Source organism: Chroococcidiopsis sp. TS-821 (assembly GCF_002939305.1).
Classification (GTDB): domain Bacteria; phylum Cyanobacteriota; class Cyanobacteriia; order Cyanobacteriales; family Chroococcidiopsidaceae; genus Chroogloeocystis.
In genome coordinates, this window is record NZ_MVDI01000014.1 from 77,632 (window position 1) to 103,349 (window position 25,718).

The 25,718-nt window shown below is 41.8% G+C and carries 26 protein-coding genes, 1 pseudogene and 1 riboswitch; of the genes and pseudogenes, 16 read left to right on the forward strand and 11 right to left on the reverse strand.

All coding sequences use genetic code 11. The annotated features are described in order from the left end of the window. Positions 1–3: 3 nt before the first annotated feature. The 3 genes from B1A85_RS21975 to B1A85_RS21985 all read right to left on the reverse strand — a co-directional run bounded on the left by B1A85_RS21975 (position 4) and on the right by B1A85_RS21985 (position 3,454). Complete coding sequence (locus B1A85_RS21975) at positions 4–1,542, reverse strand: Gldg family protein (RefSeq protein ID WP_104548855.1); 1,539 nt, start codon at positions 1,540–1,542, stop codon at positions 4–6. A gap of 107 nt (positions 1,543–1,649) precedes the next feature. After that, complete coding sequence (locus B1A85_RS21980; RefSeq protein ID WP_104548856.1) at positions 1,650–2,462, reverse strand: ABC transporter permease; 813 nt, start codon at positions 2,460–2,462, stop codon at positions 1,650–1,652. Continuing rightward, entirely contained in the window at positions 2,459–3,454 is a 996-nt protein-coding gene (locus B1A85_RS21985; protein WP_104548857.1) for an ABC transporter ATP-binding protein, read from the reverse strand. The genes B1A85_RS21980 and B1A85_RS21985 overlap by 4 nt, the downstream gene beginning before the upstream one ends. Before the next feature lie 87 nt (positions 3,455–3,541). On the opposite strand from B1A85_RS21985, the gene B1A85_RS21990 reads away from it, so the two are divergent. The 5 genes from B1A85_RS21990 to B1A85_RS22010 all read left to right on the forward strand — a co-directional run bounded on the left by B1A85_RS21990 (position 3,542) and on the right by B1A85_RS22010 (position 7,817). Beyond that, positions 3,542–4,132 (forward strand): methyltransferase domain-containing protein, encoded by a 591-nt coding sequence (locus B1A85_RS21990; protein ID WP_104548858.1) that lies wholly within the window; start codon positions 3,542–3,544, stop codon positions 4,130–4,132. Positions 4,133–4,531: 399 nt separating this feature from the next. After that, positions 4,532–5,206 (forward strand): HEAT repeat domain-containing protein, encoded by a 675-nt coding sequence (locus B1A85_RS21995; RefSeq protein ID WP_104548859.1) that lies wholly within the window; start codon positions 4,532–4,534, stop codon positions 5,204–5,206. 62 nt (positions 5,207–5,268) lie between these two features. Next, complete coding sequence (locus B1A85_RS22000; protein ID WP_104548860.1) at positions 5,269–5,832, forward strand: phycobiliprotein lyase; 564 nt, start codon at positions 5,269–5,271, stop codon at positions 5,830–5,832. 152 nt (positions 5,833–5,984) lie between these two features. Then, positions 5,985–6,842: a 3'(2'),5'-bisphosphate nucleotidase CysQ gene (locus tag B1A85_RS22005; RefSeq protein WP_104548861.1), complete on the forward strand. Its 858-nt coding sequence runs from the start codon at positions 5,985–5,987 to the stop codon at positions 6,840–6,842. Between the two features lie 201 nt (positions 6,843–7,043). Then, entirely contained in the window at positions 7,044–7,817 is a 774-nt protein-coding gene (locus B1A85_RS22010; protein ID WP_104548862.1) for a Uma2 family endonuclease, read from the forward strand. 112 nt (positions 7,818–7,929) lie between these two features. Here the strand turns inward: B1A85_RS22010 and B1A85_RS22015 are convergent, their stop codons facing one another. From B1A85_RS22015 to B1A85_RS22025, 3 genes are all read right to left on the reverse strand, one after another. Further along, positions 7,930–8,817: a hypothetical protein gene (locus tag B1A85_RS22015; RefSeq protein ID WP_104548863.1), complete on the reverse strand. Its 888-nt coding sequence runs from the start codon at positions 8,815–8,817 to the stop codon at positions 7,930–7,932. A 42-nt stretch (positions 8,818–8,859) separates the two neighbouring features. Then, the gene (locus B1A85_RS22020; protein ID WP_104548864.1) at positions 8,860–9,372 is read right to left on the reverse strand and encodes a hypothetical protein; all 513 of its coding nucleotides are present in this window, start codon (positions 9,370–9,372) and stop codon (positions 8,860–8,862) included. Positions 9,373–9,463: 91 nt separating this feature from the next. Further along, on the reverse strand, positions 9,464–10,108 hold the full coding sequence (locus tag B1A85_RS22025) for a class I SAM-dependent methyltransferase (protein ID WP_104548865.1): 645 nt from the start codon (positions 10,106–10,108) through the stop codon (positions 9,464–9,466). 189 nt (positions 10,109–10,297) lie between these two features. Between B1A85_RS22025 and B1A85_RS22030 the strand changes: the two genes are divergently transcribed. The 6 genes from B1A85_RS22030 (at position 10,298) to B1A85_RS22060 (ending at position 17,212) form a co-directional block, all read left to right on the forward strand. Then, positions 10,298–10,765, forward strand: coding sequence for a MarR family winged helix-turn-helix transcriptional regulator (locus B1A85_RS22030; protein ID WP_104548866.1), 468 nt, complete (start codon positions 10,298–10,300; stop codon positions 10,763–10,765). Between the two features lie 161 nt (positions 10,766–10,926). After that, positions 10,927–12,285, forward strand: a complete 1,359-nt coding sequence (locus tag B1A85_RS22035; RefSeq protein ID WP_104548867.1) for an HlyD family secretion protein — start codon at positions 10,927–10,929, stop codon at positions 12,283–12,285. Positions 12,286–12,299: 14 nt separating this feature from the next. Next, positions 12,300–13,556, forward strand: coding sequence for an MFS transporter (locus B1A85_RS22040; protein WP_104548868.1), 1,257 nt, complete (start codon positions 12,300–12,302; stop codon positions 13,554–13,556). A gap of 80 nt (positions 13,557–13,636) precedes the next feature. Next, positions 13,637–15,235, forward strand: coding sequence for an MDR family MFS transporter (locus B1A85_RS22045; protein WP_104548869.1), 1,599 nt, complete (start codon positions 13,637–13,639; stop codon positions 15,233–15,235). 154 nt (positions 15,236–15,389) lie between these two features. Then, positions 15,390–16,052, forward strand: coding sequence for a hypothetical protein (locus B1A85_RS22050; protein ID WP_104548870.1), 663 nt, complete (start codon positions 15,390–15,392; stop codon positions 16,050–16,052). A gap of 932 nt (positions 16,053–16,984) precedes the next feature. After that, positions 16,985–17,212: a hypothetical protein gene (locus B1A85_RS22060; protein WP_104548872.1), complete on the forward strand. Its 228-nt coding sequence runs from the start codon at positions 16,985–16,987 to the stop codon at positions 17,210–17,212. A gap of 160 nt (positions 17,213–17,372) precedes the next feature. Here the strand turns inward: B1A85_RS22060 and B1A85_RS22065 are convergent, their stop codons facing one another. Beyond that, positions 17,373–17,723: a 4a-hydroxytetrahydrobiopterin dehydratase gene (locus B1A85_RS22065; RefSeq protein WP_104548873.1), complete on the reverse strand. Its 351-nt coding sequence runs from the start codon at positions 17,721–17,723 to the stop codon at positions 17,373–17,375. 268 nt (positions 17,724–17,991) lie between these two features. On the opposite strand from B1A85_RS22065, the gene B1A85_RS22070 reads away from it, so the two are divergent. Beyond that, complete coding sequence (locus tag B1A85_RS22070) at positions 17,992–19,887, forward strand: S9 family peptidase (protein WP_104548874.1); 1,896 nt, start codon at positions 17,992–17,994, stop codon at positions 19,885–19,887. Positions 19,888–19,994: 107 nt separating this feature from the next. Here B1A85_RS22070 and B1A85_RS26365 read toward each other — a convergent pair whose 3' ends face one another. Continuing rightward, positions 19,995–20,132, reverse strand: coding sequence for a hypothetical protein (locus B1A85_RS26365; RefSeq protein ID WP_210404678.1), 138 nt, complete (start codon positions 20,130–20,132; stop codon positions 19,995–19,997). Between B1A85_RS26365 and B1A85_RS22075 the strand changes: the two genes are divergently transcribed. Beyond that, on the forward strand, positions 20,067–20,756 hold the full coding sequence (locus B1A85_RS22075) for a Bax inhibitor-1 family protein (protein ID WP_104548875.1): 690 nt from the start codon (positions 20,067–20,069) through the stop codon (positions 20,754–20,756). The two genes, B1A85_RS26365 and B1A85_RS22075, sit on opposite strands and share 66 nt — an antisense overlap. Before the next feature lie 185 nt (positions 20,757–20,941). Here B1A85_RS22075 and B1A85_RS26370 read toward each other — a convergent pair. Then, positions 20,942–21,172, reverse strand: a pseudogene (locus tag B1A85_RS26370) (Uma2 family endonuclease); the annotation flags it as partial. A 260-nt stretch (positions 21,173–21,432) separates the two neighbouring features. Between B1A85_RS26370 and B1A85_RS22080 the strand changes: the two are divergent. Then, a complete protein-coding gene (locus B1A85_RS22080) occupies positions 21,433–22,002 on the forward strand; it encodes a Uma2 family endonuclease (RefSeq protein ID WP_104548876.1) in 570 nt (189 codons plus the stop codon). Positions 22,003–22,030: 28 nt separating this feature from the next. On the opposite strand, the gene B1A85_RS22085 is transcribed toward B1A85_RS22080, so the two are convergent. Beyond that, entirely contained in the window at positions 22,031–23,659 is a 1,629-nt protein-coding gene (locus B1A85_RS22085) for a hypothetical protein (RefSeq protein WP_104548877.1), read from the reverse strand. Positions 23,660–23,822: 163 nt separating this feature from the next. Continuing rightward, positions 23,823–24,476: a tetratricopeptide repeat protein gene (locus B1A85_RS22090; RefSeq protein ID WP_104548878.1), complete on the reverse strand. Its 654-nt coding sequence runs from the start codon at positions 24,474–24,476 to the stop codon at positions 23,823–23,825. An 8-nt stretch (positions 24,477–24,484) separates the two neighbouring features. Here B1A85_RS22090 and B1A85_RS25740 point away from each other — a divergent pair, with 8 nt between their 5' ends. Both B1A85_RS25740 and B1A85_RS22095 read left to right on the forward strand, forming a co-directional pair. Then, on the forward strand, positions 24,485–24,613 hold the full coding sequence (locus B1A85_RS25740) for a hypothetical protein (RefSeq protein WP_256387492.1): 129 nt from the start codon (positions 24,485–24,487) through the stop codon (positions 24,611–24,613). A gap of 33 nt (positions 24,614–24,646) precedes the next feature. Beyond that, positions 24,647–24,809, forward strand: a riboswitch (cyclic di-AMP (ydaO/yuaA leader). Positions 24,810–24,908: 99 nt separating this feature from the next. Beyond that, positions 24,909–25,574 carry a universal stress protein gene (locus B1A85_RS22095; protein WP_104548879.1) on the forward strand — a complete coding sequence of 222 codons (666 nt, stop codon included), beginning with the start codon at positions 24,909–24,911 and terminating at the stop codon, positions 25,572–25,574. Positions 25,575–25,718: the final 144 nt, after the last annotated feature.

A 25,718-nucleotide genomic window follows, 5' to 3' on the forward strand; every position in this document is an offset into this window, starting at 1 on the left:
TTCTTACCTCCTGCGCCACCATAAAAATACCGCTGAGGCGAAGCCAACGAGGGGAATTAATAACAGTGCAGTTAAACCTAAAACATTGGCTTGCTGTGCGGCTAAATTAATACGGCGGTTTCTTGGTTCTCTTGGACGAATGGATAGTGTTTCTTCGTCTTGCTTACTTAACCAACCTATCGAGTTGAGAAACACATCGCCGTTAAGTTGTTGCTCAAATAATCCATCCACGGCAAAATTAGAATCACCAAAAATTACCAGTCTTGCTTCTTGCGACTCTCGATCGTTGACTTTACGGCTTAGTGCTGCACCGATTGTGAGTGGACCTCGAACATCGGTTTCTGGATTAAACTGCAATTGATCGCCCTGCAAATTACTTTCAGCCCAAGTTTGGGGATTTGTAATTAATAAAGGTGTCGCTTGCACTCCAGCAACTTCACTCAATTCGAGCGATCGCGCTTCACTAAAGAAAGAAATTCCATTATTAAAATCTTGCGTAATTGGATGTTCGCCATAAGTATCTACTACAGGAACCGCAGGACCAAAACCAATACTTGCACCAGCAGGATCGATCACTATGCGATTATCAAGAGTGACGCCCCAAGATTTCAATAAACTATCTAGCCCTGGATTTGTATTTGGGTCAATCATTAAAAGTAAACTACCACCCGCATTAAGATAATCTGTTAAAGCCTTGACTTCTGGCGGAAATAATGGCTGCTTGGGACCTGCAACCACAATTATTGTGGCGTCTTGGGGAATCGTTGGGTTTTGGATTAAGTTGAGCGGTTCAGTTGTGTAGTTACGTTCTCCTAATGCAGTCAATGCTTGCGAGAGTCCACCTTGTTCTGCTGGAACAGGAAGTTCTCCGTGTCCTTGGAGGAAGTAAACTTTTGCAGTGCGATCGCTAATCACTTGCTGAATGCTATTCGTTAATCGCACTTCCGACAATCGTTGTTCATTATTAACAACTTGCACTAACCGCCGCTGTTGTCCTGCTTCGAGATGAACTTCGCCAAATTGTTTGACACCAAATCTTTCGGCTAATCCTCTTTGGACTTGCGGATCGATATACTCAAAGCTAAATTGCGGATTTTGCCGACGATAATTTTCTAGCAATTCGCGATCTTGCTGGTCTTGGTTGCGGTCAAAAATCCACACTTTCACAGGTTGCGACAAATTTCGTACAACTTGCTGTGATTGAGGTGCTAAGGTAAATAGCTGTGCCTCGGTAAAGTCACGCCGCACAGGGTAGCGCACAGCCAAGAAATTAATCAACCCCAAAAGTGCCAATACAGAAAGTGTAGCAATCAGCGCATTCGTTCCCGCCTGAGTCGATCGCCGACTCCACCAACGATTTTGATTTGCACTCCATATCAACCACAATCCAGTAATAACAACACCAGCAACAATTAACCCCAACGGTACTGGTTCCCAATCATTCGATACCAATCCAGCCGTCAACCCAGCGACAAAAAGGATTGGACCAAGCCAAAACAAATACTTCCAATACTTGTAATTTCTTCTCGCAATAGACTTCATATACAGCGATCCTAAATTTTTTGGGTAAATATCTCTCCCTATCTCTTTCCTTTGCGTTCCTTGTACCTTTGTGGTTTTCTCAAAAGGTTTACAACTCGAAGCTAAAGTTAAGAACGTTGAAAGCGCAATGCATCAATAGATTGAGCAGTCAGGAAAATCCCTAAAAAAATGTAACTTGCAAAAACAACAATACTACCTGAGTCAAAAATACCTTGAACCAAATTATTAAAATGTCGCAGCAACGAAAGATGACCTAAGACTTCTCCCATTGGACCACTAAATGCTCGCGCTACGGTATCAATCACCCAGAGAAACAAAATTAAAGCAAACGTCAGAACAGCGGCAAGTAAGGTACTATCTGTTAGTGAAGAGATAAACATTCCTAAGGACAACACGCTAGCTGCTAACAGAATTAAACCCAAGTGTCCTAATAGCGGAACAGCAGGTGGTACCGGAGGATTTGCGGCGCTTAGCGCGATCGCTTGATACGCTAATAACGGTAAAATCATCGCCACAAAAAACGTGAGTACCCCTAATAACTTAGCGACAGCAACAGCCCAATTTGTCACAGGTGACGTCGCGAGTAACTCTAAAGTGCCGCGTTTGCGTTCTTCTGCATACAAACCCATCGAAAGAATCGGTAACACAAACAACGCCAGCGAACCCATAATCCCTAAAAAAGCGCGTAAAAATTCATAAGCGACATCAATCGGTTGTGGAGATATACCAATCTGCTGCGCTTGTAAATCGGCTTGCGCCGCCAAGGAAACATATCCTTGCGGACCTAGTAAAATAACCACAAAAAAGAAACCCGATAATAGCCAGAAAATTCCGGCGATCGCATAAGCTAAAGGCGATGCAAAGTAACTTTGTAACTCTTTGCGATAAATTGCTGCAATATTAGCCCAAATCAGTTTCATCGCGCTACCTCTTCTTTCTGCTTCTCGGTGGCGTTCGCATTGTCTTCTAGTGTCTCTTGAGTCGTTAAACGCAAAAACACGTCTTCTAGACTCGCCCGCGTGCGCCGCATTTCATGAACGCCAATTCCCATACTTACTAAAGCAGCAATAATCTCTTTTCCAGGTTCAATTCCAGGTTCGGATACGACACGCAACACAGCCCGATCTGCGGGGATGTCTGTTGTTGTCACGGGCTCAACAACTCGTACTCCTGACACTCGTTGTATTTGCTGTTGTGCAGCAGTTGAACTTCCTTCAATTTCTAATTCATAGCCAGAACCACCAGCTAAACTTGCTTCGAGATTATCTGGTGTATTTGTCGCCACAACTTTTCCGCGGTTAATAATTGTGACGCGGTTGCACGTCATACTCACTTCCGGCAAGATATGCGTAGATAGGATAATCGTATGCGTTCCTGCTAAGCTTTTGATCAGATTGCGGACATCAATAATTTGTCGCGGGTCGAGTCCGACGGTTGGTTCGTCGAGAATAATCGCAGGAGGATCGTGAACGATCGCTTGCGCAATTCCCACGCGTTGGCGAAAACCTTTAGAAAGCTTGCGAATCAATACACGACGTTTTTCTTGTAAATTGCAGCGTTTTAGTGCAGCGTCTACTTTTGCTGCGCGATCGCCTGCAGGAACACCTTTAAGTCGCGTCACAAAGTACAAAAATGCTTCAACAGTCATTTCAGGATACAACGGTGGCGTTTCTGGCAAGTAACCAATGCGCTGACGTACCGCTAAGGAATTTTCGTGAACGTCATAGCCTGCAATTTTGGCACTTCCACTCGTCGCTGGGAGATATCCAGTCAAAATCCGCATTGTCGTGGTTTTCCCCGCGCCATTTGGTCCTAGAAACCCAACAATTTCACCAGGTTCGACACTAAAGGTGACATCTTGGATTGCTGGCGTAGATCCATAAACTTTACTTAAATGCTCAACTGAAATCATCGTTTTGCAGCGGATTTAGTTTGAGACTCTATATTAAACCACCATGTGTTCTAGCATAAAAAGAGAGTGGTTAGTGATTAGTAGTTAGTGGTTAACACCTCGGAATATTGGGAACAGCGATATCGAGAAGGAACAACGCGTTGGGATTTAGGACAAGCAGCACCAGCGTTTATTAGTTTATTGCAGTCACATTCTTTACTACCAGGAAAGGCAGCAGTTTTAGGTAGTGGTCGCGGGTATGATGCGATCGCGTTTGCGCAATATGGCTTTGATGTCATTGGTTTTGATTTTGCACCCGCTGCGATCGCCGAAGCTACTGCAATCGCTCAAACAAATGGCTGTTCAGCAAAATTTTTAAAACGTAACATTTTTGACTTACCTAACGAATTTTTCCAATATTTTCACTATGTTATTGAGCACACTTGTTTTTGTGCAATCAATCCACAACAGCGACAAGAATATGTAAAAGTTGTAAAAGAAATCCTACAACCACGAGGTGAACTCATAGCAATCTTTTTTACGCATTCTCGCCCTGGTGGGCCGCCTTTTGGCGTGAGTCCAGAGGAAATTGAACAGTATTTTGAGGCAGATTTTGAAATTTTGAAGTTACAGCCAATTGCTAATTCTGTACCAGCACGTCAAGGCGAAGAACATTTCGGACACTTTCGCTTAATATAAAAACAGCTTGGTGATTGAACCCGTAGCAACACTAACAAAACCCATCTTGTTTTTCAAACCTTTTTGTTAGTCTACATGGCTAGCACTAAATTATGAAGTTGCAAACACTACTACGCTATCTTCATTATTTTAGTACGCACCTCGTAAACCAGCGCAATAATCCTAATGTGGTTGTACTTTGCCCAATTCGGTGACTCACACTACCTACTGCAAAATAGCTAGCACAGCTTAACATACATACAATGACGGGGGGAAAGAACGCACTGCGCAGGCTCCTCTGCTACCCAAACATCGCAACTTTTAAGATAAAAGATATAAGACCTCTCATTTGGCAGTAGATCTGTGCGTCAAAAGTGGTAACAGTAGATTTAAGAACATTAAAAAAGGCATCGAAACTACATGGCAAACTCTAGCCTAGAAGAAATTTCTGCACAATTAGAAAGTCCAAATTCGCGCGATCGCATGTTGGCGCTTGCTGCGTTGCGTGACGTTCCCGCCACAGATGCTGTACCACTCATTAAAAAAGTCCTAGGAGATGAAATTCTGCAAATTCGCTCGATGGCTGTATTCGCATTGGGAATTAAGCCAACAGATGAGTGCTATCCGATCCTAGTCGAACTTTTAGAAACCGATCCTGATTACGGAATTCGTGCAGACGCAGCGGGGGCGTTAGGTTATTTGGGCGACCTAAGAGCGTTTGAACCTTTGGTACGCGCCTTCTATGAAGATACTGAGTGGTTGGTTCGCTTTAGCGCAGCAGTATCGTTGGGAAACTTAAAAGATCCTCGCGCGCATGAAGTTCTACTACAAGCATTAGAAAGTGATGAAGTTGTACTGCAGCAAGCTGCGATCGCCGCTTTAGGTGAAATCAAGGACATTAACTCGGTCGATCGAATTCTGCGTTTTGCCCAGTCAGAAGACTGGTTAACAAGACAGCGCCTTGCTGAAGCATTGAGTCAATTACCGAGTGACAAAAGCGTATCTGCATTAAAATATTTGGAAAAAGACAGCCATCCGAATGTTGCTGCTGCAGCAAAAATTGCTTTAGAACGTCTAAACCAAGCTTCCACCTAAAATTTGAAACAATCAAGCAAGCTGCTAACTTAAGATAGTAGGGTTAAATGCAGGATAAATTAATGGATATTCAAGAATTTTTTGAGCAAAGTGCCGGTAAATGGTTTTCACACCGCACAAGTCATCACTTGGCTTTTAAACAATCTGAGTCAGGAAAATCTGACATTACCATTGAAACACTACCAAAAGACCATCCAGAAGTTATTAAACTCTGCGAACAATATGAAATTGACCCCACACAAGCTAGCTGTGGTGCGCGCGTTAGCTGGAATGGCACGATGGAATGGGATGAAGAAAAGCACGTTGGTTCTACAGTGTTAGTCTCAGTTCCCGATCCAGAAAATCCTCAAGAAGGTAAGTTGCTGCGAGAAATTGGTTATGCGGAAAAAGTTCCCGTTGCAGGACGCTATATTATGGGTAGCGACGGCGCGTTAACCTTAATTACAGAATACGAAACGATGTCTTCTGAAGAACGCCTGTGGTTTGCTAGCCCTAATTTACGAATGCGCGTTAGTGTTTTAAAGCGCTTTGGTGGCTTTAGTATGGCTTCGTTTACTTCTGAGATTCGCATGGGTGTTGCCAAACCGGCTTCTCAAGAAACTGAAACATCGAGCGCATCGACATGAAGCTTGCTGACTGAATCTGCAGCATAGGCTGTATAGACAAGGTTAGTGCTACCGTACAGGAACTCTTAGTTTAGCCAACTAATTGATTTAGATATCTAATGAAACGAAGGCAATGGGCTAAAATCTAGGGGTTCGTCAAAGCTGGTGGCATAATGAAGGATCTAAAAGAAATTTTAGCGATCGCGCGTTCCGTAGGCTGGGGAGCATCGTATTTACTACGCTCTTATTACCAAGCTGACATCAATGAAGGTAATCTAGAAGTCAAAGATAAAAAAGATGGTCCTGTAACTTCAGCAGACCTTGCAGTTAATCACTACATTTTAGATAAGCTCAAGAGCGCGTTAGGAGATGAAGAATTTGCTTATATGAGCGAAGAAACCTATAAATTGCAATCTCCTGAGTATTTTAATAAACCTTGGGTTTGGATTATCGATCCCTTAGACGGAACGCGTGACTTTATAGACAAAACCGGTGAATATGCAATTCACATTGCTTTAGTTCAAGACAAACGCCCCGTGCTAGCAATTGTTGCGTGTCCAGAGTTAGAAAAACAGTACTATGCAACGCTTGGTGGTGGAACGTTTGCCGAAACTCGTGATGGCGCACTCACGCCGATTAAAGTTTCAGATCGCAAGCAAGTTGAAGATTTAACCTTAGTTGTGAGCCGCACACACCGCGATCAACGCTTCAATCAACTCTTAGAACATCTTCCCTGCAAAAAACAAAAATTTGTCGGTAGTGTTGGCTGCAAAATTGCCACAATTGTCGAACAAGAAGCCGACGTTTATATTTCGCTTTCTGGTAAGTCTGCACCAAAAGATTGGGATATGGCTGCACCAGAATTAATTCTCACGGAAGCTGGCGGACAGTTTACCCACTTTAATGGCAATCCTCTGCAATACAACACAGGAGATGTGAATCAGTGGGGAGGTTTAATGGCAAGTAACGGTCATTGTCACGCTCAACTCTGTCAAGAAGCTGAAAAAATTCTAGCGCAGATAGATAGTTGACTAGTTACACAAAAAGTACTTAAGGATTTGCGTTGAGTTGCGTACATCCGGTTGGGGTTGCTAATTGTTCGTGGTTAATGAAAGATTTATTCTTTGCCCTTAGCCATTAGCGATTAGTCAACTTTTTGTGGCATTTACACAACATTTAGAATCGCTGTAGTATGTAAGTACTAATAGTGGGTAGAAGCCTCTGAAATAACCATGTCAGAAATTACCCTCAAAGAATTAGGTGTAGCATTGCCCCCTACTCAAGATGAACTGCCTTGCGATGACGGTATTCCTATGGAAACCCAACGGCATAAAGCGCAAATGAATTTACTCATTAATAGCTTATTGCCTTGGCTCGACAAGCGATCGGATGGTTACGCAAGTGGCAATATGTTCGTCTACTTTAGTCTGGCACAAGTACGCAATCAAGACTTTAGAGGACCAGACTTTTTTGCCGTGTTAGGAGTACCGAAAAAGGAACGCAAAAGTTGGGTAGTTTGGGAAGAAGGAAAAGCCCCAGATGTTGTCATTGAGTTGCTTTCTGCAAGTACTGCACAAGCAGATAAAAATGAAAAGAAGTTAATTTATCAAAATCAACTACGCATACCAGAATATTTTTGGTTCGATCCATTTAATCCTGATGACTGGGCTGGGTTTTTCTTACAGCACGGAGTTTATCAACCTATTATGCCTAATGCTCAAAACCAATTAGTTAGTCAAACTCTTGGTTTAGCATTACAACGTTGGCATGGTACATACGAAGGTATAGAAGCAACTTGGCTACGCTGGGCGACTTTAGAGGGAGAATTGTTACCCACTTTTGAAGAACAAGAACGTCAACGTGCTGAACAAGAACGTCAACGCGCCGAACAAGTGCAGTCTTTGTTGCAGCAGACTATTCGGAACCTGCTACAAGAAGGAATGACTGTAGAACAAGTTGCTAAATTAACAGGTTTATCACAGGTGCAAATAGAGCAGTTGAGATAAACAAAACTGGTAATTGGTAACTGGCAATTGGCAACAATCCTATCACCCATTACCTATTACCTATTATTCAATCTCAACAGATATACTTTACTAATTTTGTCCACTTACAACTTTAAATTTCAGCAACTGCTCGTTCAATCAAGCGACGTGCTAACGTTTGCGTACCGGTGTGTTCGTAGTAGTTTGTTGCGACATCGAGAAAGGCTGCAAGATAGTCGAGTTTATCGTCAGTAACTTCGATTGCTTGTCGAAGATTATTAACCACTTTTTGTGGTGTAAGATCTCTTGAAGAGACAAGACCGCTCATCCAACCTTTGACCGAGTCAAAACTTTCATTGATAAAAAGTAGTTTATTGAGAGAAGTCACGCCAGGTATTGCATCACTGATTCGTTGGAAAGTTACATTTTTTTCTAACTCGTTGGGGCTTGTGTTGTTGAGAACTGATTGTGCTTTGAGAATAAAATCTGGTCCTAAGGGAATCAAGCCATCGACACAAACTAAAGCAACCATGCGCATTAACGATTCGCCGCTGTAGTCGGCTAAAGATGCAACAAAATCACCAATACTGTCTCCAGGAATACCGTTAATGTAGCAAAATGCAACTAATTCTGCGACTAATTTGAGACTTAAATCGATGGTTTGTGCTTTATCAGCTTTGGGAGTCAGGCGATTTAAGAATCCTAATAGTGGAATTCTTTCTCCTACTTTGTTGGCTAATGCAGCTGTACCAAGCGCCACATCCGTACTGTCTACAGTTTGATACAACCACATGGCGCGTTGGTAGCCTTGCGAGCGATCGTTGTAGAGATAAATTGCGCGTTCGCCAATTTGTTGAATTAAGTCTTCATCAGTTTCACCGGTCACAACACGAATGGTGTTTTCAAATCCGGTAATATTTTGCCATTGACCTGGAATGACAAAATCGAGCGATCGCAGCATCGAAACGGTTAAGTTATTAGTTGGCAGATCGTCAACCAACTTTTGGATAGGTTTGCTCATGTCAAGCTCCTGTATTCAAAATTGTTTTAGTCTGAGATATGATTACTGCAATTTGGCAAGCCCTTGATAATCGAATTGTTTTAACAAAGCTTCGCGATCGCTTGCAGTAAACGACGGATCGCGGGATAGTACTTTCACTTGATAGCGATCGGCAACTAGCACTGCTGTTTGTGTACTACCAATTTCCAATGCGGGATAGCCTGCGATTTGTTTTGTCGCATTCTTAAATTTTGCCGCCGCAGTCGGAAGGCTGCGCGTATCAGAAATCGCCATCAACGCTAAATCCTTTCCATCTTTTTTCAATTTAGCTTCAGCAAAACCTTTTTTCTCCTGCGTGAAAACTCGTTCGTAACCGCGACTAGCTTTAGGGAAAAATTGATTAAAGCTACCACCTTGAGTTGCATCTTTAGCAACAGCTTGACCACTTTTTTGCTGGCTACTGATCGCTTGCACTTCATCAAAACGCGAGGATGCTTGAGTTTGACAAGCTGTAACAAGCAGTAACATCGAGAGTAATAAAGCGGCTAAAACCCTACGCACGTTTGGAAATTTCATTCATGTCTCCTTTAAATTGATTAATAGAAGTTAAGAGCGTGAGAAAGTGGTTAGTGAAAGAGAAGCCAATAACAGCATTTCTCCCCTGCTATCATTCACGGTAAGCAATTACAGCATAAAAAGGATCGCCCCCGCCAGCACCCAACCATTGCAAAAAACTTGGTGCGTTAGATTGACGTGCAATAACTTCGGGAGGTGTAAATCCTGGTACTGACTCAAAGTAATGCTTGACTAACTCAACGCGGCTAGCTTCTGAACCTTCGCGCCACGCGGCGATCGCTTTTTGAAAAAACATCCGGTTGGAAAAGCTAACAATTGCAACTCCACCAGGCTTGAGAATGCGATGAATTTCAGAAAACACAGCTTCAGGATATTGTAGATACTGTACTGATACAGCGTTGAGTACCGCGTCAAAATCTTGGTCTTTGAGCGGAAATTTAGGATTTTCATTGAGATTTTGGACAAAATAATGATTCAACCGCGGATTACGTGCTAATTCCTCTTCATTGAGACCGTGTCCTTCAACATGGGCAAATTCTATCTCTTCGGGTAGATGCGAAACCCAACTGCTCATCATGTCAAAGATTCGCGTGTTTGGTTTGAGGCGAAGGCGATACAAATCTGTCAGCTGTTGAATAAATCCGTCATCAACATGAGTCACAAACCGAGGATAAGCATAAAACTGTTGGTCGTCAGAACTGTCTAATTTTTGTCGTTGGTTAGGTCGCAGTACCATAAGTGTCTAGTTAACATAGTCCTTTTTCAGTTTAGAAAAATTACCACGCCTAACAATTCTGCTCAATGCTGATAATATCTTTACAGGTCGGTAACGGGTAATTGCCCATTGAACTTGAGAGGAGCTTTTTATTACCACACGCAGGAAAAGTTACTATAATAATAGTACGCATACGAAGTAATTAGCAAAATGCTTCCTGTATCTGCTCCGCAAAATTCCCTAGAATCACGGCGAGAAGTTCTAGCACCTCATAGCGTCGGATATCGCATCAAGCTGTTAGGACAACTTCTGGGTCGGAAATTTCAAGAACGCTTAGAACCCTTTGGCTTGACACCTTCGCACTGGGTAGTCTTGTGCTGTCTGTGGGAAGAAGATGGTTTAGCGACTTCGAGTATCGGGGAAAAGCTGCAACAGGTGGGAGGAACTTTAACGGGTGTGTTGGATCGCATGGAAGAACGCGACCTGATCCGCCGCGAACGAGATCCGCACGATCGCCGCATTTGGCGGATATGGTTAACCGAAACTGGCAATCAGTTGCAAAATGTTTTACCGCCAATCGCTTTAGAAATCAGAGAGCAAACTTTGCAAGGATTCTCACAAAACGAACGCCGTCTTTTCTCACAACTGCTCGATCAAGCGATCGCTAACTTATCTTAAGTAGAAGTCATTAGACTCAGCAAAGTATATCTGATGATAGGTGTTTAAAACCCAGTTTTTTAATGTTTGTAAATATTACGCATGCTAAATAATTATAGATCAATATTACGCATCCTAAATAAAAGCCTACGTATTAACTTTCTCCTCACCCGTGAAAACTTATGGATACCTCAAGCGACCAATCTTTAAACGGCAAAACCACCTTCTTAGACAACGAAACGAAACTACAAGCGACACCGTTAGTTGAATCGGATACCGAACAATCATCAACACCACCGCAGCAACCGCAAAAAGAAGTCAAACGCAATCGCAAATTGGGTTTTGCTTTAGCAGGTTTAGGAATCGGTGCGATCGCCGCTGGAGTATTTGGCTACCATTGGTGGCAGTATGCATCTACGCACGAATCTACAGATAACGCTACGGTTGCCGGACACATCCATCAAATCAGCAGTCGAATTTCTGGTACAGTCATCGATGTGCCAGTAAATGATAACCAACTGGTGCAACCAAGACAATTGCTGGTGAAGCTCGATCCACAAGACTATATTAATAAAGTGCAGCAAGCCCAAGCCGCACTTTTAGCCGCGCAAAAACAGGCAAACGCAGCGCAAGCAACAATTAACCTAGCATCGCAGAATACGAATGCAAGCACCGCCCAAGCGCAGGGAAATGTGCAAAGCGCGATCGCCGCGATCGCCACAGCCAAAGCCGCAGTTACCGAAGCGCAAGCTGGAATTCCTACCGCACAAGCCTCCGTTGCCCAAGCCGAGGCAAATTTACATAAAGCCCAAGTAGATTATAACCGTTACAACACGCTGTATCAACAAGGAGCAATTCCCCGTCAACAGCTTGATGATGCCCAAGCAGCGTATCAAGTCGCACTCGCACAGCGAAATTCTGCACAGCAACAAGTCGCACAAGCACAAGCAAAACTAGCGCAAGCCCAAGAAGGTGTCGTCCAAGCGCAAGCGCAACTAGCTGCATCGCAAGGCGGATTGCAACAAGCGCAAGCCGGTGGTCAACAAACCAATGTTAACCGCAGCCAGTACGCCGCAGCACAAGCCGCGATCGCTCAAGCACAAGCGAGTCTCAAAGATGCACAGTTGCAGTTATCGTACACCAACATCACCGCGCCCACAGGTGGTCGAGTCGGAAGTAAATCGGTAGAAGTCGGACAACGAGTGCAACCAGGACAACCATTAATGGCGATCGTGAACAACGATTACTGGGTAATTGCCAACTTTAAAGAAACGCAGCTAGAAGCCATGCAACCGGGACAGCCCGTAGAAATTAAACTCGATGCGTTTGCACATCATCCGTTTACAGGTCACATCGACAGTATCTCGCCCGCATCCGGTGCTACGTTTGCACTGCTTCCCCCCGATAACGCCACAGGTAACTTCACCAAAATTGTGCAGCGGATTCCAGTTAAAGTTACCTTCGATCCGCAAAGCATCCAAGGATACGAATCGCGAATCGCACCAGGAATGTCGGCAGAAGTCACAGTCACAGTTCAATAAACGTTATTAATCGAATGTTACCGAACGTACCAGCCTTAAAGTCAAAAAATTACCGCTTGTTTTTTGCTGGACAAGGTTTGTCCTTGATTGGGACATGGATGACACAAATTGCGACGGTTTGGCTTGTCTATCAATTAACAAACTCACCACTGATGTTAGGTGTAGTCGGGTTTACAGGTCAAATTCCTAGCTTTGTCTTAGCGCCGTTTGGCGGCGTGTTAGTCGATCGCTGGCATCCGCATCGCATCCTTGTCAATACTCAAATCTTGGCAATGTGCCAATCGTTAGCATTAGCAGTGTTAGCGCTAACTGGTGTGATTCAGATTTGGCATATTATCGTACTGAGCTTGTTTCAAGGGTTAATTAATGCGTTTGACGCCCCTGCTAGACAAACACTGGTTAACGAAATTGTGGAACGCAAAGACGATTTAGCCAGTGCGATCGCGCTAAATTCTTCACTTGTAAATGGTGCAAGGTTAGTTGGTCCTGCGATCGCAGGGATAATTATTGCCAGAATTGGTTCTGGATACTGTTTTCTGATTGATGGCATCAGCTATATTGCGGTGATTACTGCCTTATTAGCAATGAAGCTCAAACCACGCCAAGTTGTCGTATCAAACGCTGCGCCTTTGCAAAGATTAAAAGAAGGCTTTGAATACGCTTTTGGTTTTCCACCAATTCGGTCGATTTTGATACTAATCGCGTCGTTTAGCTTGATGGCGATGCCTTACGTAACTCTCGTACCGATCTTTGCCACCAAAATTTTGCATGGGAATGCCAATACGCTTGGTTTTCTCATGGCAGCTTCCGGAGTAGGAGCGCTTGGCGGTGGAATTTATCTTAGCACTCGCCCCAGTGTTGTTGGCTTAGGTAAAGTAATTGCGGCTGCTCCCGCAATTTGCGGAACAGGAATTATTGCTTTTGCTTTATCGCGCGTTTTGTGGCTTTCTTTGCTGATGTCGTTGCTAATTGGCTGCGGTTCAATTTTGCAAATAGCCTCTAGTAATACTGTACTGCAAACCATTGTTGAAGATGACAAACGCGGACGGGTAATGAGCTTATTTACAATGGCATTTCTGGGTATGGTTCCCTTTGGAAATCTACTCGCAGGTAGCTTAGCAAATCAAATTGGTGCTTCTCATACATTAATTATCGGCGGAGTTGCTTGTATTGCAGCTTCATTGATATTTTCCCGACAGTTGCCTTACTTAAGAAAATTCATCCGTCCAATTTATCTAAATCGCGGCATTTTACCCAAAGCACATTCTTAATTATGATCGGAGTGGTTAGTAATTAGAGTAATAAATGATTAACAACTAGCCACTAAGAAACTTATTAGTAGAGTAAAGCAGTGGCACATACAAACGTATTAAGACAACGACACAACCGTTCTGCACCACCTGCATCTGATCGCGTTCCCTTTAAAAGCTGGATTGCTGTCATGGGTGCTATGTTGGGCGCTTTCATGGCAGTTCTAGATATTCAAATTACGAACGCTTCTTTAAAAGATATCCAAGCAGCATTAGGGGCAACTTTAGAAGAAGGCTCGTGGATTTCTACAGCATATTTAGTCGCTGAAATTGTTGTTATTCCCTTAACTGCGTGGCTATCAAGGATATTTGCTACACGCTGGTATTTAGTTGTTAACGCTGCTTTATTTACGTTTTTTTCGGTGTGCTGTGCGTGGGCGTGGAATTTACCTTCAGTGATTTTATTTCGCGCCTTGCAAGGGTTTACAGGCGGAGTTTTGATTCCGATGGCTTTTACAATTTTGCTAACATATTTGCCACCAGCAAAGCAGCCAATTGGAATGGCAATGTTTGCGATTACAGCGGTATTTGCGCCTGCAATTGGTCCAACAGTGGGAGGATGGTTAACAGAAAATTTTAGCTGGCAATATATTTTTTATTTGAATGTAATTCCAGGGTTGTTATTAATTGCTGCGGTTTGGTATGGATTGAAACCTCAAAAGTTACAACTACATTTATTAAAACAAGGAGATTGGTGGGGAATCATTTCAATGGCAATTGGCTTGGGTTCTCTGCAAGTTGTGTTAGAAGAAGGTAGCCGTAAAGATTGGTTTAGTTCGCCGTTAATTGTGCGACTTGCGGTTGTTGCAGTAATTTTTCTCGCCATGTTTTTTTGGGTTGAATTCACGCGCAAGCAACCATTTATTAATCTTCGCTTATTGGCGCTGCGTAACTTTGGTTTAGCAAGTGTTATTAATGTTTCGCTAGGAATTGGTTTGTATGGTTCAGTATATATATTGCCGTTATATCTAACCCAAATCCAAGGCTATAACCCGCTGCAAATCGGTGAAGTGATTATGTGGTTAGGATTGCCACAATTACTGATTGTGCCATTCGTTCCCAAATTAATGCAACGAATTGATAGTCGGCTACTCATTGCTGTAGGTGTAAGTTTGTTTGCCATTAGTTGTTTTATGAACTCTACTTTGACGCACGATACCGGTATCGATCAATTAAAATGGTCGCAACTGGTGCGGGCAATGGGACAACCGTTGATTTTTGTACCGCTTTCCTCGATTGCAACAGCAGGGATAGAAAAAGAACAAGCCGGTTCAGCGTCGGGTTTATTCAATATGATGCGTAACTTGGGTGGTTCAATCGGAATTGCGGCTTTGGCAACATTGTTAACGCGAAGAGAACAATTTCACTCGAATCGCTTGGGTGAAGCTATTTCTTTATATAATTCAGCAACTCAACAAAGAATCGAGCAGTTGACGCAGTTTTTTGTAAGTCAGGGTTCAGATGCTACTGTAGCTCAAAATCAGGCGATCGCATCTATCTCCAGCCTAGTTCGTCGCGAAGCTTATGTCATGGCGTTTAATGATTGTTTTTACTTTATTGGTATTACGTTATTGTTAAGTGGGATTACGGTAATTTTCTTTAAGAAAATGAAGAACAATTCAGGTGCGATCGCACACTAAATACAGATACCTGATTTATCGCCACTCTTGAGGCAAAACCAATAACTATTCATATCCATACTATTGTCACTTGTTTGTCATGCGCTTGTCATACTCAACCAATATTCTGAAAACTACATCAAGTTTCCTTGTGCATCAAATCGAGTAAGAGACTATGCAAGAATTAACTAAACTAAGACAAACAGCAGTAGTCATGGAAAAAGGCATATTAGCTGATGATTCAAAACTGAGCAATATGTCATTACTACGTATTTCTACGCAGGGAAATCAACCGTATCAAAATACTCTATTTTCTCCTTTTTTCGCTCCATTGCCAAAGTTTCCTTTATATACTCAACAACCATTATCAGCTGATGGGTTGTTAAAATTTATACAAATACAGAATATCAACAACGCTTTTATTAGCCTCTGTCGCAGACGTTGGCAACAAGAAATTTACAATCGGTTTCAAGAAGCTAGACAACGCTTTCCTGAATTTTTTCCGTGCTTTGAGTTAAGAGAAACTTTAGATGCAAAATTAGAGTATTCAATTCACTTTCAGCCTTTAACACAATACGCGAAGGTAATATCCAGTAACAATCCACTCTTTCCTCATTCCGAAGAATTTAAGCCGATAGAACAATTATGGAATTCTGAAGGAAAAAGCCAACTTGATATCATATTTGAGCATTATCCTACACAATTAGCGCTGAGACCTCATAAGGCATCATCATTAAAGCCGCAACGACAAAAACTGATTCACTTAGTTAAAAACTATGTAAAAAAACTTGAACTTAGTCCAATCAAGTTTTCATCTCAAAGAAAAGCTGCGTTGTAAGTAGCAGATGGTTTTATCTTGACGCCTTAAATTTAGTGTAAATAGGTTGAAATATCCAATGTTGGTAATAGCAATTCCTGAACATTATCAATAAGTCGACCTTTGAGAATTGGGATGATCGAGATTGCGATCGCAGTGATGCAGCAAACCATTATTGCTTGTACGCTGGGCTAAAGTAGTCGAAGTTAAATTTCCCCATTATTTATGCTTGTGAAATTAGCGCGAGTACGTTGCGAGTAGTTTAGATGTTCTGCGCAGCAAGCTGAGAAACAAAAAAATATTATAAGATAACTGCATACAAAATAACACTACGTTTTCTAAGTAACCGTAAGAAAAAAAAGTGGTTAAAGACCATAACAAGTTACTTACACAAATACAAGTGTAAATTCACTGAGAAGATTAATATTGTTACAGGAGTCCGCGTTTTTTCAGTAGAATTACGCTAGTGTAGAGTAAGTGATCGCACTAACTTATTGTACAGTTCGACAGTATCAACACCGAAAATCGCTAGAGTCTATTTTGCTAAGCGAAGCCAAGAGGAAGCATTCAAGCGAGTATAACTGCTCCTAGTGATGGATATGCAGTTAGATCCTTTACCGGTCAAACTGTTCAGAATGCATTGCCATTTACAATTAGTGGCACAGTTGTTCAATTTCCGGCAAATCTGTTTCGTCCTGGAGTTAATCGAATCGCGATTACGGCTTTAGGTTCAGGCGCAATACCGCTTAACACAGTAGGAATCACCTTTCCTTCAACTGAAATCTTGCAGCATTCTCAGTTTAGCCATACAGCCCGCTTGAGAATCAATTCCCAGGCTGATAGATCAAGCCCACTCAAAGTGGACTGAATCAGCTTTTCAGTCTGATAAATCAGACTTTGGCTGTTAGCCCGCATTTTATAGTGCAGGGCGGGCAATCGGGTAACAGATGAAAATGGTGCAAGATCTGAATTCAACCCAAGTTGGTGATGGAAACCGTAGAGATATCCAGTACGCTATAACATCAGGACAGACAAGAGGATTGATTTATTGGTGCTTAGATAATCGACAAAATGCGACCGCAGATTTACAACAAGCATCTAGTTTGTTTCGCAAACAAGGAGATGAAACGTATTTACCTGCTACAAAAGAGCTAATCACACAAATTCAATCGGAAGGTTAAAAAGCGATCGCTTCCAACAACAAATGGAGATGAAACGTATTTACCTGCTACAAAAGAGCTAATCACACAAATTCAATCGGAAGGTTAAAAAGCGATCGCTTCCAACAACAAATTAAGTATTACCCATTACCAATTACCTGTTACCACTCATCCTCTAATTTCACTGTGACAAACCAGCAGCAATTTGATCGGTTTTTGCTGCCATAATGAAATCATTACGGTGTAATCCAGAAATGGCATGAGTCCACCAACTGACTTTAACTTTGCCCCACTCTGTCAGTAATGCAGGGTGATGTCCTTCTTCTTCAGCTATGGCACCAACACGATTAGTAAAATCAAGCGCAGATTGAAAATCGGGAAACTTATAGGTACGTTCCAAACGCGCCTCCCCGTCGACTTCAGTAATATTCCAGTCAGGAATTTGAGGTTTGAGTTCAGCAATTTCTGCATCGGTGACGCGGGGTGCATCTTTATGACACGCAGTACACTTTTGTTTTACTAAAGCTTCCATAATTCCCTCTTGCTGTAAATGTAATGTGAACTGCTTGTAGTGTTATTACTCTACTTGCACTTTAGCAAATACGATGCAGCTGCGAGAAGCTTTCATCTACTGTAGAAGAAAAGCAATATAAGTAAAGGGGTGAAAGTCATCGCAACTTCTGGTTATTGGTAATTGGTCATTACAAAGACGTTCTACCAACATTTACCCATTACCATTACCTATTACCCGTTACCCACTCCCTACTTAAATCGTTTGATGCCGTATCTCTTAAATAACAATGCAAACCGAAACAGAAACTCAATTATCCAAGCTACCACCACTAATTCCGCGCGAAATCCTGTTTGGCAATCCTGAACGCGCGCGCCCGCAACTATCACCTGATGGGAAATACTTAGCATATATTGCACCCGATGACAAGAACGTTTTACAAGTATGGTTGCGTACAGTAGGACAAGAAGACGATCGCAAACTCACTGACGATAAAAAACGCGGTATCCGCGTCTACTTTTGGACGTATGAAGGCGAACAGTTAATTTATCTCCAAGATACCGATGGTGATGAAAACTGGCATTTGTATTCAGTAAATATTAATACACAGATCGTCCGCGATTTAACTCCCTTTCAAGGAATTCAAGCACAACCAGTGGGACTCGATCCAAACTTCCCGAATGAAATACTTGTAGGGTTAAACTTACAAGATCTGCGCAAGCATGATGTCTATCGAGTTAACTTGAAAAACGGCGCAGTCGAATTTGATACCGAAAATCCAGGAAATATCGTTGGCTGGTTAGCAGATGCACAATTTCAGATAAAAGCAGCGATCGCAACTACCCCAGATGGTGGTTCAGATCTTTTGTATCGAGATCTAGATCGAGAATGGCAATTGTTACGTCACTGGGGACCCGATGACGAAGGTGCTCCAGTATTATTTTCTAATGATGGTCAAACGCTGTATCTCATTGCTAGCCACGAAGCAAATACGCAGCGACTGATTGCCTTAAATTTAGCAACTCGTGAAGAAAGGGTCGTTGCTGAAGATCCTCAGTATGATGTTGATGGTGTCCTCGTGCAACCACTTTCACGTCAAATCCAGGCTGTTTCGTTCTACAAAGATAAGGAAGAGTGGCAAATTCTCGATCAAAGTATTGCACCTGATTTTGCAGCAATTGCGCAGGTACATCATGGTGAATTTGCTATCAGTAGCCGTGACTTAGCAGATAAAACTTGGCTAGTATCTTACCTCACTGATGATGGTCCTGTTTATTACTACACTTACGATCGCGAATCAAAAAATAGCACGCTACTCTTTAGCAATCAGCCGAAACTTGAAGGTTTACAACTCGCATCGATGCAACCGATAGCTTACACTGCACGCGACGGGTTAACAATTCATGGCTACTTAACAATACCAGTCGGAATTGAACCAAAGAATTTACCAACAGTACTATTAGTTCACGGTGGACCCTGGGCGCGGGATACTTGGGGTTACGATCCGGAAGTGCAATGGCTAGCAAATCGCGGCTATGCAGTGTTGCAAGTCAATTTCCGAGGGTCGACAGGTTACGGTAAAAACTTCCTCAACGCGGGTAATCGCGAATGGGGTGCAAAAATGCACGATGACTTGGTTGATGCAGTAAATTGGTTAGTCGAACAAGGAATTTCCGATCCGCAAAAAATTGCCATCATGGGTGGTTCGTATGGTGGTTATGCAACCTTAGTCGGATTAACATTTACTCCTGATGTCTTTGCGGCGGGTGTGGATATTGTTGGTCCTAGCAACTTAATTACGATGATGGAGAGTATTCCCCCCTACTGGGAACCATTAAGAGCAATGGAAGCGCATCGTATTGGTAATTTAGAGACTGAACAGGATTTTTTAAAGTCGCGATCGCCTTTATTTTACGCTGACCGTATCAAAAAACCACTACTAATTGCCCAAGGTGCAAACGATCCGCGCGTTAAACAAGCCGAAAGTGACCAAATCGTTGAAGCTGTAAAAAAAGCAGGGAAGCCTGTTGAATATGTACTTTACACCGATGAAGGACACGGTTTTGCGCGTCCTGAAAACCGCTTGCATTTTTATGCTGTAGCGGAGGAGTTTTTAGCAAAATACTTGGGTGGAAGATTTGAACCAATGGGAGATATTCCTGGTCATTCTGGTGTTATTCAATAAGTAACAGGGTGGGCTTTTGCCTACCCTTTTGTGAGTATTTTTACGATTATTGATAGAGTTACATTCAGCTAATTTTGTGGTTGCGATCGCCGCTTACTTCCGCATTTTTACTCTACTGAGTATCTAGAGTAGAAGCTAAGCTTGCAGATAGCTTCTATTAGTTTTAAAACATCAAATCTATGTTGACAGTTGCACAAGCGCGACCTGACGAACGCGCTCAATTTATTCAACGTACGTATACGCATCTTGCTGGAGCAGTAAGTGCATTTATTGTGATTGAGTTCTTGCTATTTCAGACAGGTATTGCTGAAGCCGTGACTAACTTTGTTATGGCAAGTCGGTTTACCTGGCTTGGTATTCTCGGAGCATTTGCCTTGCTAGGTTGGATATCACGAGAATTAGCATCCCAAGCAGATTCAGTACAAATTCAGTATATCGGTTTAGGAGTTTACGTCGTAGCAGAAGCTTTGGTCTTTGCACCCTTGCTGTACATTGCAGCAGTGTTTTTTGATCCAAGCGTGATTCCCACAGCTGCCATTCTGACGCTATTACTCTTTGGTGGATTAACAACAGTTGCCTTTACAACCCGTAAAGACTTTTCCTTTTTAGGTGGAATACTCAAAGTTGGTGGGTTTATTGCGCTAGGACTGATTATTTGTAGTATTTTATTTGGTTTCACACTGGGGTTATTCTTTTCAGTAGCAATGGTGGGATTTGCTTCAGCAGCAATCCTTTATGACACGTCAAAGGTGATGCATCACTATTCCAAGAATCAATATGTAGCAGCTTCCTTAGAATTATTTGCTTCAGTTGCTTTGTTGTTCTGGTATGTATTGCGAATTGTTATGGCATTGTCTTCTCGTCGTTAGTACCGTTTCAATTTACATAAGTTGAATAAATATAGGCTGACCAGAGCACAAAAAAAAGTATAAATAAGAATACTTGACATTCAACAATTATTGAATCAAAGGGTTTGAAGTATTTTCTAATTTCCACAAACAAACTCCCACGCCCTAGGTGTTGGGAGATTTTTATTCTTTTGTAAGTTTCATACCCAAATTTCTAACTCTACTTTCATCAGTGCGATCGCATAATGTCTAGGCTCATTCAGTGACATCAATTGGTAAGCATTGTCGATTAAGTGATATACTTCTACTTGAGCCTTTTCGACTTCATAAATTGCATGATAAGGTACGCGAATAGCTTATTCGTATACTCAAAATTTTCCAGGTTCACACTCTGATAGAGAAGTGCGGTTATCTTCACTACCATCACCCGAAATAAATTAACCATACAGCCCGCCTGGGAATCAATTCCCATGCTGATAGCTCAAGCTCACTTAAAGTGGACTGAAAAACTGATTCAGTCTGATAAATTGGACTTTGGCTGTTAGCCCGCACTTTAGTAGAGGGCGAGCAATTGGGTAATAGATGAAAACGGTGCAAGATCTGAAGTTAATGCAGTTATGGAAGTCATGATGTAACTCAAAGTAGCTATGATACTCATTTTAAAATGAGATTGAGATGAAGAATAAGTGAGAAACTTATGATTACTAGTAAGTACGAATACTATCTGTCTCCTGAAGAATATCTAGAAGCGGAGAAAACAAGCCAAGTTAAACACGAATATATCGATGGGCAAGTTTATGCAATGGCAGGAGCAAGTGACGCTCATGTCACCATAACAGGAAACCTCTTTGTTTTGTTACGCAACCATCTTCGAGGTAGCGGATGTCGCGTTTACATGGCAGATATGAAAGCTCAAATTGAAACTATCAATCGCTACTACTATCCTGATGTCATGGTAACTTGTGATATGCGAGATCAAAAGACTGACTATTTTAAGTCGTATCCTTGCTTAATCGTAGAAGTACTTTCTGAGAGTACCGAAGCTCTTGACCGAGGTAGAAAATTTAGTGACTACCGCCACTTAGAGACGCTTCAAGAATATGTGTTAATTTCTCAAGACACTATGAATGTAGAGTGTTTCCGTCGTAATGAGAAAGGGCGTTGGGAACTTTATCCGTATGAACAAGGGCAAGAAATACACCTAGCCAGCGTTGATTTTTACTGTCCTATATCAGCGATTTACGAAGATGTAAGTATTCAATTATGATTGATGTTTAATTTAGTTTATTGCTCACTTACGAAACTACTTTCCGGCGTGAAACACTTACATGGTTATTTAAAAATCGAATTAGTTTGTAAGCAGTTTGATTGAAAAAATGTTCGGTTAATGTATCTTCTCCACCCCAAATAGGAATTTTTTCACCAAGTTGGGTAAAAGTATCATATACAATAAATTGTGCTATCTTGCCACGCTTACCTGCTGTTGAATAAACAAGTTGACAAGGATAAGCAACAGTACCAACAAAAGGAATTAACCCTACTAGAAAAGCAACCCAAGGTATTTGTTGACCTGTAGTTAAAGCTTGAATACTTTTGTAGCCAGTATAAATTGATCTAAAAATAGGACCATCAACTACAAATAAAACTCCAAAACTTATCTCATCAATTACTCCAAGCGCGTAAAGTGAAGGAATAACAATAAATTCAAGTGATTGAATGATAATTTTCAAGGCAACATGAATACTAAAGTCAACTAAATAGCCACTACCGTGTTCTCGATCTAAACGCGATCGCAAAAAATTTGCTTCTTCTGGAATTAATTGAGTTCGCTCTTCCCATGCATCAATGCGATCTCTAACTATATCTCTTGTAAATTGTAATCGGTAGCGTTGTGAGATGAGTACTTTCCAAACTCGTGCAAAGAAATCTCGGTATCGAATTTTCTTTAACTTTTCGATTATTTTAACTGGTAGTTTAACAAACAAACGTAAGATTTTTTGCCAAGCTCTTACTAATTCTCTTAAATACCAGCGAAAAATATGATGAGAATACCATTCAGCTTGTTGCTGAGTAATTTTACCTTTTTTAAGTTGATACTGAATACTTCGCTCTACTCGTTTGAGTTCTTTCCACTGACTTTGATGATGTTCCAAATTATCAGTGTCTGCAATTATTGCTGCATATTTATCTCGACCTAGCTTATCTATTATTGCTTTTTTATGTTTTGCCAAATATTTCTTTAGAGTGACAACATCAACATCATCAAATAAAGGTTGCCCATGCTTAACAGACATGGGAATATAATATGTGAAAAGCTTCAAAACATTTAAGGGAGCTAATGCAGGGACGCCTGATTCTAAATCAATCCAAGCATAGTAATAACTAAATTTACCATTTGTATCGTTATGTTCTACATCTGTTAGCAAAAAGTTATTTAGTGCAACCGGATTTCCTTTTCCTGCTTGCCAAACTAAACCATCAAATCCTGCATCAATTAGCTTTTGTTGAAGTGGTAGCATGACTTGATGAACTAAATCGGGTAATTCTTTTTTTCGCAGTCGCGTGAACGGCTGACACAAAGCAACACTTCTACCATCTACAAATTCTGTATCAATCTGATATGCTTTCTGTTCTTGGTTCCAAGCAGTGGCGATCGCATCTGAGACTTTTAATTGTGAATCAAACCAATACTCAACTAAAGCACCTAAAATCTTTCTGCGGTAGTACGCACATCGAATGATATCTTCGTTCCAAATATAGGGGTTGGGCGCTCCTAAAAAAATATAGTGAACTAACTTAGTCAGCTTGTCGCCTGCAAAGATCTTTCTAGCAATACTGACATCCTGATTCTCAATTAAAAAGACTTGTCCAGATCTCCCTGCACCAAGAAATTTTTCGTTCTCTGTTGCTTGTGCGTCTGCCATGTAAGCAATCCTTTCATAAGCATATAGCTTGTAGGCGATCTCAGCGCGCGATCGCCTACACTTTAGGTATAAATAAAAACAAAATAACCGATTATTTTTATTTATTACTTACAAATTACACGTCTTTAAGACTGGCTAGCATCTAACTTGAGAATAGTCTGCTTTATGCTACAGAAGGATCGTCATCAGGTTTAAGTTCTCGCAAGAGTTGTTCGAGTCGATAAGCTTGATCGAGCCGATTTTGATTTCTAAAGATACTCAACGCTTTTTCTAGCGATGCTAACGCCTCATCGCGTCTTCCTTGTTGCCAAAGTGCTTGTCCTAAATGTGTTAGAGCTTCACCATATTCAGGATTAATTTCGAGAGCCTTTTGATACTCGGTAATTGCTTCTTGCCATCTACCTTGACGCGCCCGAACGATGCCGATCGCATTATAAGCAAGTGCATAGCGTGAATTGTGTTTGATAGCTTGTTGATAGGCAGCGATTGCTTCTTCAGCTTTGTTTTGACGAAATAGTACATTGCCGAGTTTGTAATGTCCTACAGCATACTTTGGATATCTTTCAATTAACTTACGTAAAATCTCTTCAGCTTCAGTAAATTTTTCCTGACTGGATAAAGCATCAGCAGCTTGAATAAAACGAGTTCGTTCCTCAGTGCTGCTTTCGCCCATCTGCGCTAACTGGAATGCTTGCTTGTGATTCGTCACGGGCGTTTTAGCTAGCACTGTAGAATATGCACTTATCACCATTAGATAACCAAGTGCTAAGTACCCAAAAGGTTTAATCAATGCAACTACTTTGAACTTATGGTTCATCGCATTCAATGCCTGAAGCGTTATCTTTTCATTTTAGATTTTTACCAATAATTCTAGAACTTGTGCAATCTACACGATCGCGATCGCCAGAGAAGTTGCTTGATGTCACGATCGATGATACAATCTACAGAATTTGAGTAAGTCAGCCTAATCTAGACATTTCTTTCAAGGTAATCATTTCGACGAATTGAAAGAAAGCTAGAGCGGAGGAACCACATTATGGGGCGTATCTATTAAACCTTAATTATCCTAACTAGCCCGAAAATTAAGGTAGAAGGACATCTCTCAGTCCTAGCCCGTCAGCTAACTTCGTAGGCATCGAGAGGAGACTGAAGAGTAAGCATTTTCATAATGCCTTATATCTCGTTCAGTGTCTGAGGCTCGTACTGCTCAGTTTTTTGTACCTGCTTTTGACCTAAGGTATCTAAACGCATGAATATCAAGCCAATGCTCGCGCGTCTACAAAGCGCAATGGGTACGAACGCGATCGAAAGAATGATGTTGTTACCACCAGCAGCACATACTCAGAACACGATGGCGACATCAGTTAACCTGGTTGTTGGTTATAACAGTTCTCCCAACAGTCAAACAGCTTTAGATCTAACACTGTGGATTGCGCATCAAACTCGCTTAGCAACTCAAAAGCAAGTAACTGTTCATGTAGTCTATGTTGCTGAAGAACATCCTCAGCATCATTGTCCAACCTCTCCTGTATTCGATGTTGCTAAATTGTCCACCGAGAGACTTTTACAGCAATCAACTCAGATAGCATTTCAACCAGTAGCAACTTTATCGCGTTGGGAAACAGCAATTCAGCCACGGATTACGTCTCCCGATTTATTTGAACAAGCTGACCTCATTCTATGGCAAGCGAAAAGCCTTGCAGCAGAATGGCGGGGTTCGTTGGTGACACATCTACGCTTTGGTGATATTGCACAAGAACTTAAAGCCGTTGTTGAGTCAGAAGACGCTGCTTTACTATTTCTAGGTTGTAACTCGGCGAATCACCCCATTATTCAACAACTCGGTAGTGATTTTCCGTGCGCTGTTCTCGGTACGGACTTTGCTACGGGAAAAACCCTCGCTAGCGTGCATTAAGATTGAGTTTACATATAATACCAATTCTTTAAAGGAGGGCTACAGATGGTATAAAACTGTCATTGGGTTCAAGAGGCATCTATGGCAGGGGTTTACAAACTAGAAATCGCTGAAAGCGTCGAAGACCTCAAGCAGTTGCTGCGA